The organism is Streptomyces flavotricini (assembly GCF_020639365.1).
Lineage (GTDB): Bacteria > Actinomycetota > Actinomycetes > Streptomycetales > Streptomycetaceae > Streptomyces > Streptomyces flavotricini.
Genome location: NZ_JAINUL010000001.1, coordinates 5,490,804 through 5,499,380, shown reverse-complemented (window position 1 = coordinate 5,499,380; position 8,577 = coordinate 5,490,804). Strand labels below are relative to the sequence as shown.

Here is an 8,577-nt window from a genome sequence, read left to right as displayed (position 1 = left end):
CGGCTCCGCCGGGCCCGGGTGGAGCGGCGGGGCCGACCGCGGGCCCGGTGCGGCCGGCCCGCAGGGATCGTTCCCCCACCCCCCCCCCCCCCCCGACCCCGACCCCGACGGGCACCGCCCGGTGCTGCGCCCCGAGCCGGCTCCGCCGTCCCACCCCGGTGCCCCCGGCGCCGGGTGGGGCGGCGACGCCGCATCCGCCCCGGGCCGGGCGCCCGGCGGGGCCTCCGGGCTCGGGTCGGAAGCCGGCCTGCGCATCGGTGCGCCCGGTACGGGCCGGGCCACGGCGGAGCCCGCCGCCTCCGGCGGGACCTGGGGCGGCGCGGCCGGCCCCGGGGGGCAGCGGTCGCGGAAGCGGGGGCTCGGGGCCTGGGCCCGCAAGTGGGTCCGGGGCGAGGACCTCGACGGGGCCGGGGCCGTGGACGAAGCCGTCGCGGCCGCCGTACCCGACGCCGATGATCCGGCGGCCCTGCTGCTCGCCGCGCTGGGGCCCACCCGGCGGCTCTGGTCCCGCGGCCGGGGCCGGCTCGACGTCGGGCTCGGGGCCGGGAGCCGGGTCGCGCTCCAGGAGGTCGGCGCCCTCGGCATCGCCGGACCCCGCGCCCGGCTGACCGGCGTGGCCCGCTCCGTCGTCGCCCAGCTCGCCGCCTTGCACGGGCCCGGCGAGCTGGAGATCGTGCTCCTCGCCGCCGACCGCGCCCGCGGCCTGCCCGAGCGGCGCGCCGACTGGGGCTGGCTCGGCTGGCTGCCGCACGTACGGCCCGCGCACGGCCAGGACTGCCGGCTGCTCCTCGCGTACGACCGCGACCAGGCCGCCGCCCGCACCGCCGAGCTGACCCGGCGCCTCGACGAGAGCCCCCTCGGCGAGGCCCACCAGGGCCCGTACACGCTCCTCGTCGTCGACGGCGACCCCGGCGCCGCCGCACTGCGCGACATCACCGGCCGGCTCGCCCCGCACGGCCCGGCCGCCGGGATCCACCTCCTCGTACTCGCCGAGACCCCGGCCGCCACGCCGGCCTCCCCGCTCACCGAGACGTACGAGGCCGCCTGCGCGAGCAGCCCCGCGTTCCGGACCTGCGGAGCCGCCGCCCTGCTCAGCGGCGATGTGGCCACCGCCGTACGGACGTTCACGGTGACCGGCGGCAAGCCGTGGCCGCCCGGGACCACCGCCATCGCCGACGCCGTCTCCGCCGCCTGGGCCGAGCGCTTCGCCCGGGCGCTGGCCCCGCTGCGCGCCGAGCCCTCCCCCGCCGGGCCCCGTCCGGCCGTCGCCGCGGCGCTCCCGAACACCGCCCGCCTGCTGGACGAGTTGGGCCTGGCCCGGGCCACCCCGGCCTCCCTGATGGCCCGTTGGGCCGCCGCCACCGATCAGGGGCAGGGCGTCGGCGGCCGCGCCGAGCTCGTGCTCGGCAGCGGCCGGCGCGGTCCGGTCGGCGCCGAGCTGGTCCAGGACGGCCCGCACCTGCTCATCGAGGGGCCCACGGGCAGCGGCCGTACGGAGCTGCTGCGCTCGGTGGCCGCCTCCCTCGCCGCGGCCGCCCGGCCCGACCGGCTCGGGCTGGTCCTCCTCGACGGGGCCGGCGGCGAGCGCGGAGACGGGCTCCAGCCCTGCACCGAGCTCCCGCACGTCTGCGCACACCTCGTCGCCTCCGACCCCGTCCGCATGCGGGAGTTCGCCCAGGCCCTCGGCGCCGAGCTGAAACGCCGGGCCGAGCTCCTGGACGGGGTCCCGTTCGCCGAGTGGCACGCCCGCCGGGAGGTCTCCGACCGGATGGTCGCCCCCCGCCACCCCAGCCCCGGCGAGCTCCTCGGCGACCTCGACACCCAGCGCACCGGCACGCTCCGGCTGCGCGCCTCCGCCGTGCGCACCGACCCGGCCGGGCCGAGCCCGCTGCCCCGCCTGGTGGTGCTGGTGGACGACTTCGACGCGCTGGTCGCACCCGGGCTCGGCAGTACGGGCCGCCCCGCCGCCGGATCCGTCGTACGGGCGCTGGACGCGGTGGCCCGCGACGGCGCCCTGCTCGGGGTGCACCTGGTGGCCAGCAGCGCCCGCCCCGACCGTACGGCCGACACCGAGCTGGCCCGGACGAATCCGCTCCGGATCGATCTGGACGCCCCCGACCAGCCGGGCCCCGGCCGCGGCCGGCTGCGCCACGCCGACGGGCGCACGGTCCCCTTCCAGGGCGGCCGGGTGACCGGTCGGATCCCGCGGACGGCGACGCAGCGGCCGACGGTGGTGCCGGTGGAGTGGGAGCGGATGGGTGATCCCCCGGCCCGCCGGCCCGTGCGCGAGCTGGGCAACGGCCCCACCGACCTGGCCCTGCTGGCGAGCGCCCTGGACCGCGCATCGCACCTGGTCTCGGCGATACCCGTGCTGTTCCCCCCCGCGCCCTGAGCCGTCGCGGAACGCCGCGGCGCGGTTCGACGCGGTATTGCGGGGGTACGCGGCTCGGCGTAGACCTTGTGGGACGAGTCACACCACGGGCACACCACGGGCATCGGGGGCAGAGCCATGCGAAGGCACGGAACGAGCCGTACGGGCAACCCGAGAGGGCGCGCGCAGCACGCCGCCACCTGGACGGCCCTCACGGCCGCGGGGGCGCTGGTCCTCGGCGCGTGCGGGGGCGGGGACGGAAAGGAGGCCCCGCCGCAGGGCGGGGAGGCCTCCGCGCCGACGGGACAGACGGTGCAGTTACCGAAGCTGCCCGGCGAGAAGCTGGAGGTCGCCGCGGTCTGGACGGGTCCGGAGCAGGCGAACTTCACGAAGGTCCTGAAGGAGTTCGAGAAGCGGACGGGTGCCACGGTCACCTTCGTCCCGGCGCAGGACCCGATCGTCACCTTCCTCGGTACGAAGATCGCGGGCGGCCAGCCGCCGGACGTGGCGCTGCTCCCGCAGGTCGGAGCGCTGACCGCCGCCGTGCAGAACAAGTGGGCGCAGCCGGTCGGCCCCGAGGCCAAGGCGCAGCTCGACAAGAACTACTCCGACGGGTGGAAGAAGCTGGGAGCGGTCGACGGCACCCAGTACGGCGTGTACTACAAGGCCGCCAACAAGTCGCTGGTCTGGTACAACGCGAAGGCCTTCCAGGCGGCGGGCGTCCAGCCCCCGAAGACCTGGAAGGATCTGCTGACGGCGGCCGACACCCTCTCCGCCTCCGGCACCCCGGCCGTCTCGGTGGCCGGTGCGGACGGCTGGACCCTGACCGACTGGTTCGAGAACGTCTACCTCTCCCAGGCGGGTCCGCAGAAGTACGACCAGCTGGCAAAGCACGAGATCAAGTGGACGGACGACAGCGTCAAGCAGGCGCTGACCACGCTCGGCGAGCTGTTCGGCCGCAAGGACTTCCTTGCGGGCGGGGCGAGCGGGGCGCTGGCCACCGAGTTCCCGAAGTCGGTGACGCAGACCTTCACCGGCGGCGAGCGGCCGGCGGCGGCGATGGTCTTCGAAGGCGACTTCGTCGCGGTGAACATCGGGCAGACCGAGGCGAAGGTGGGCGAGGACGCGCTCGTGTTCCCGTTCCCGGCGGTCGGCGCCAAGGCGCCGGTGGTCTCGGGCGGCGACGTGGCGGTCGCACTGAAGCCGTCCAAGGGCGCGCAGGCGCTGCTGACGTTCCTGGCCTCCCCGGACGCGGCGGAGATCCAGGCCCGCGAAGGCGGCTTCGTCTCCCCGAACAAGTCGGTGGACCCGAAGGCCTATCCGAACGACATCCAGCGGGACATCGCCAAGGCCCTGATCGCGGCGGGCGACGACTTCCGCTTCGACATGTCGGACCAGGCCCCGGCGGCCTTCGGCGGAACCCCGGGGGCCGGCGAGTGGAAGGCGCTCCAGGACTTCCTGGCGAACCCGTCGGACGTGGCGGGCACGCAGGCCAGACTGGAGGCGGACGCGGCCAAGGCCTACGGGAACTGATCCCGTGGCAGCCAAGGCCACCACGCCCGCGAAGGCCGGCGCGCCCTCCGGGGCCGCGGCCGCCACGGCGGGGCGCTCCGCGGAGACCCGGCGCCGGCGCCTCGTCGCGGCGGCGTTCCTCCTGCCCGCCCTGGTGCTGCTCGGCGCCCTCGTCGTCCACCCGATCGGCTACTCCCTCTACCGCAGCTTCTTCGACCGCACCGGTGACACCTTCGTGGGCGGCGGCAACTACGGCGAGATCCTGCACGACGACTCGATCCGCACGGCCCTGAAGAACACGGCGCTGTGGGTGGTGCTGGCGCCGACCACGGCCACCGCCCTCGGCCTGATCTTCGCGGTGCTCACCGAACGCGTGCGCTGGGGAACGGCGTTCAAGCTGCTCGTCTTCATGCCGATGGCCATCTCGATGCTGGCGGCCGGCATCATCTTCCGGCTCGTGTACGACCACGACCCCGACCGGGGCGTCGCCAACGCGGTCTGGGTCGGGGTGCACGACACCTTCGCGGAGTCCTCGGCCTTCCCGAAGGCGCGCCCGGGCCGCGATTCCCCGCTGGTCCCGGCGGCGGGGGCCGACGCGGGCGGCTACACGACCCGTGATCCCGTACGGGCGGGCGTGCCCGTGCTGCTCCCGCTGGTCGGCGTGGCCCCGGAGGACCTGCCTTCGGGGACCCGTACGGCGAGGGCCGCGCCCGCCGAGCCCGGCAAGGTGACCGGGACGGCCTGGCAGGACTTCACCCGGGGCGGTGGCGGCCGTACGAACGCGGTCGACCCGAGCGAGTCGGGTCTGGCCGGGATCCGGGTCGAGGCGGTCAAGGACGGCCGCGTGGTCGACTCGGCGACGGCCCGCGCCGACGGCACCTTCACCCTGTCCGCGAAGGCCGACGGGGCGCGGCTGCGGCTGCCCGCCTCGAACTTCCGCGAGGCGTACGCGGGGGTGGAGTGGCTCGGCCCGACGCTGGTGACCCCGGCGGTGATCGGGGCGTACGTGTGGATGTGGGCCGGGTTCGCGATGGTGCTGATCGGGGCCGGGCTGGCCGCCGTACCGCGGGAGCTGCTGGAGGCGGCGCGGGTGGACGGGGCGAACGAGTGGCAGGTGTTCCGCAGGGTCACCGTGCCGCTGCTGGCACCCCTGCTGGTGGTGGTCCTCGTCACCCTCGTCATCAACGTGATGAAGATCTTCGACCTGGTCTTCGTGATCGCGCCGGGCTCGGTGCAGGACGACGCGAACGTCCTGGCCCTCCAGCTGTACCGGACCTCCTTCGGCACCGACGCCGATCCGGGGCTGGGCAGCGCCATCGCGGTGCTGCTTCTGGTGCTGGTCCTCCCGGTCATGCTCTACAACATCCGCAGGCTGCGGAAGGAGGGGGCCCGATGAGCGCCGCCGCGCAGGCCCGACCGGAGGCTCGTACCGGTGCCCGCCCCGCCGCGCGCGCCGGGTCCCGGGCGGGCCGGCTCGCCGCCGGGGCCGCGGCCGGGGCCGTCCGCGTGTTCCTGGTCCTGGCCGCACTGTTCTGGCTGATGCCCGCGCTCGGGCTGCTGATCTCCTCCTTCCTCTCCCCCACCGACCTGAACAGGGGCGGCTGGTGGCAGGCGCTGACCGCCCCGACCCGGCTGACGGCCGACAACTACGAGCGGTTGCTGGCCGACGACACCATCACCGGCGCCCTGCTCAGCACGGTGGCCATCGCGGTACCGGCGACCCTGCTCGTGGTCGGCCTCGGCTCGCTCGCCGGCTACGCCTTCGCCTGGCTGGAGTTCCCGGGCCGGGACTGGCTGTTCCTGATCGTGGTCGGGCTGCTCGTCGTCCCCGTACAGGTGGCGCTGATCCCCGTCTCGGAACTCTTCGGCGCCATCGGTCTGTTCGAGACCACGGCCGGGGTGGTCCTGTTCCACACCGCCTTCGGGCTGCCGTTCGCCGTCTTCCTGCTGCGGAACTTCTTCGCCGAGATCCCGCGCGAGCTGCTGGAGGCGGCCCGCCTCGACGGGGCGGGTGAACTGCGGCTGTTCGCCCGGGTGGTGCTGCCGCTGGGCGGCCCGGCGATCGCCTCGCTCGCCATCTTCCAGTTCCTGTGGGTGTGGAACGACATGCTCGTCGCGCTGGTGTTCGCGGACTCGGCGAACCCTCCCATCACGGTCGCCCTCCAGCAGCAGGTACGGCAGTTCGGCAACAACATCGACGTGCTGGCGCCCGGGGCGTTCCTGTCGATGGTCGTCCCGCTGGTCGTCTTCTTCGCCTTCCAGCGGCAGTTCGTCTCGGGGGTGATGGCGGGAGCGGTCAAGTAGCGCACGGCCGACCGGCGACCGCCGTTGACGTGCGGCATTGACACTGAGTAACCCGAATGCCACACGCTGCGTAACCCGATCGCCACACCGGGGGTTGCTGGGTGATATGCCCGCGCCGACCCCTGGATGTGCCGTGCCCCGGTTCAGCGTCATCGTGCCCGCGTACAAGGTTCAGGCGTACCTCCAGGAGACCCTGGACTCGGTCCTGTCCCAGTCGTTCCCGGATCTGGAACTGATCGCGGTCGATGACGCCTCCCCGGACGCCTGCGGTTCGATCATCGACGAGTACGCGGCCCGCGACCCCCGGGTGACCGCCGTGCACCTGGCGCACAACCTCGGCCTGGGCCCGGCCCGCAACGCGGGTCTGGCCCGGGCGAGCGGCGATTACCTGCTCTTCCTGGACGGCGACGACACGCTCGCCCCCGGCGCCCTCCGGGCCATCACCGACCGGCTCAAGGACACCGGCTCCCCGGACGTCCTCGTCTACGACTACGCGCGCGCCTTCTGGACCGGGGAGCTCGTGCGCAACCGCCTCGCGCACCGGCTGTCCGAGGAGGGACCGGCCAGCTTCCGGCTCGCCGACCGCCCGGCCCTGCTCGGCATGCTGATGGTCGTGTGGAACAAGGCGTACCGCCGCGAGTACGTGGAGCGCGAGGGCCTGGAGTTCCCGCCCGGCTTCTACGAGGACACCCCCTGGACCTACCCCGCGCTGCTGGCCGCCGAGTCCGTCGCCGTCCTGGACCGGGTCTGCGTGCACTACCGCCAGCGGCGCACCGGCTCGATCCTGACCACCACCAGCCGCCGCCACCTGGACGTCTTCGACCAGTACGACCGGGTCTTCGGCTACCTCGCCACCCGCCCCGGGCTGGAGCGCTGGCGCCCCACCGTGCACCGGCGGATGGCCGAGCACTTCTGCGCCCTGTACGCCGACCGGCGCCGCCTGCCGCGCGCCTGCCGGGCCGAGTTCTTCCAGCGGGCGTCCGCGCTGCTGCGCCGCTACCGGGCCGCCGGCTCGCCCCCGCTGTCCCTGCCGCGCACCGACCGGATCCGGCACCTGCTGATGCGGCTCGGCGTGCGCCGTACGTACCGCACGCTGTCGGTGCTCCGCGCGGCCGCCCTGGCGGCCGGGCGCGCGGGGGTGTCGCTGTGGCGGGGCCTGCGCGAGAGCGCGCTGCGGCTGTACTACCGCGGCCAGCGACTGCTGCCGCTGCGCCCGGAGCTGGCGGTCTTCTCCGCCTACTGGCACGGCGGCTACGCCTGCAACCCGGCGGCCATCGAGGCCAAGCTGCGCGAGCTCGCGCCCCGGATGCGGACGGCGTGGATCTGCGACCCGCGGCACGCGGCGACGCTCCCGGCGCAGACGGCCGTGCTCCGCCCGGGCTCGCCGGCGTACTGGACGGCGCTGGCCAGGGCCACGTACCTCACCACCAACGTCAACTTCGAGCGCGCCCTGGTCAAGCGGCCGGGCCAGGTCCTGCTCCAGACCCAGCACGGCACCCCGCTCAAGCGGGTCGGCCTGGACCTGCAGGACCGGCCCGCAGCCACCCCGACCACGGACTTCGCGGGCCTGCTGCGCGGCGCCGACCAGTGGGACTACCTGCTGTCCTCGAACCGCCACTCCACCCTTGTGTGGGAGAAGGCGATCCCGTCCTCGTACACGACGCTGGAGTACGGCTACCCGCGCAACGACGCCTTCCACCGGACCACCCCGGACGAGGTGACGGCGCTGCGCGAGCGCCTCGGCGTCCCGGCCGGCTCGACGGCGATCCTGTACGCGCCGACCCACCGCGACTACCGGCGCAGCCGGCCCCGGCACCTGGACTTCGAGCGGGTGCTGCGCGATCTGGGCCCGCGTTTCACGATCCTGGTGCGTACGCACCTGACGTACGCGGACGCGCCCGCCGAGCCGCTCGACCACCCGCGCCTGGTCGACGTCTCCGCTCACCCGTCGGTGGAGGAACTCTGCCTGGCGTCGGACGCGTTGGTGACCGACTACTCGTCCCTGATGTTCGATTACGCGACGCTGGACCGGCCGATCGTGATCCACGCGGACGACTGGGAGGCGTACGAGGCCGCCCGCGGCACGTACTTCGACCTGCGGGCCTGCCCGCCGGGGGCGATCGCCCGCACCGAGGACGAGCTGGTCGACATCTTCGCGACCGGCCACTGGCGGGGCTCGCGCTCGGCGCAGCTGCGCGCGGCGTTCCGCTCGTGCTTCTGCTCGTACGACGACGGGCACGCGGCGGAGCGCGTGGTCCGCCGGGTCTTCCTGAACCAAGCGACGGCGATCCCCCCGATCACCCCGCTGGAGGACCGCCGCCCGACCCCGGCGGCCCCGTCCCCGGTCCAGGAACCCGCCCTGACCGCCGGCCTCTGGCCGTAGCGGCGCC

Annotated in this window: 4 protein-coding genes and 1 pseudogene; all 5 read left to right on the top strand. The window is 74.9% G+C overall.

Annotated elements, in window-relative coordinates:
* Positions 1–130: 130 nt before the first annotated feature.
* Positions 131–2,392, top strand: a pseudogene (locus tag K7B10_RS24980) (FtsK/SpoIIIE domain-containing protein); the annotation flags it as partial.
* Positions 2,393–2,509: 117 nt separating this feature from the next.
* Positions 2,510–3,904: an ABC transporter substrate-binding protein gene (locus K7B10_RS24975; RefSeq protein WP_229339274.1), complete on the top strand. Its 1,395-nt coding sequence runs from the start codon at positions 2,510–2,512 to the stop codon at positions 3,902–3,904.
* Positions 3,905–3,908: 4 nt separating this feature from the next.
* On the top strand, positions 3,909–5,279 hold the full coding sequence (locus tag K7B10_RS24970; RefSeq protein WP_229339272.1) for a carbohydrate ABC transporter permease: 1,371 nt from the start codon (positions 3,909–3,911) through the stop codon (positions 5,277–5,279).
* Positions 5,276–6,187 (top strand): carbohydrate ABC transporter permease, encoded by a 912-nt coding sequence (locus K7B10_RS24965; RefSeq protein ID WP_229339270.1) that lies wholly within the window; start codon positions 5,276–5,278, stop codon positions 6,185–6,187. The genes K7B10_RS24970 and K7B10_RS24965 overlap by 4 nt, the downstream gene beginning before the upstream one ends.
* Before the next feature lie 133 nt (positions 6,188–6,320).
* A complete protein-coding gene (locus K7B10_RS24960) occupies positions 6,321–8,570 on the top strand; it encodes a bifunctional glycosyltransferase/CDP-glycerol:glycerophosphate glycerophosphotransferase (protein ID WP_229339268.1) in 2,250 nt (749 codons plus the stop codon).
* Positions 8,571–8,577: the final 7 nt, after the last annotated feature.

Excerpts from the sequence above, each read along its gene's own strand:
- K7B10_RS24965 (WP_229339270.1), top strand. The coding sequence starts at position 5,276 with ATGAGCGCCGCCGCGCAGGCCCGACCGGAGGCTCGTACCGGTGCCCGC.
- K7B10_RS24975 (WP_229339274.1), top strand. The coding sequence starts at position 2,510 with ATGCGAAGGCACGGAACGAGCCGTACGGGCAACCCGAGAGGGCGCGCG.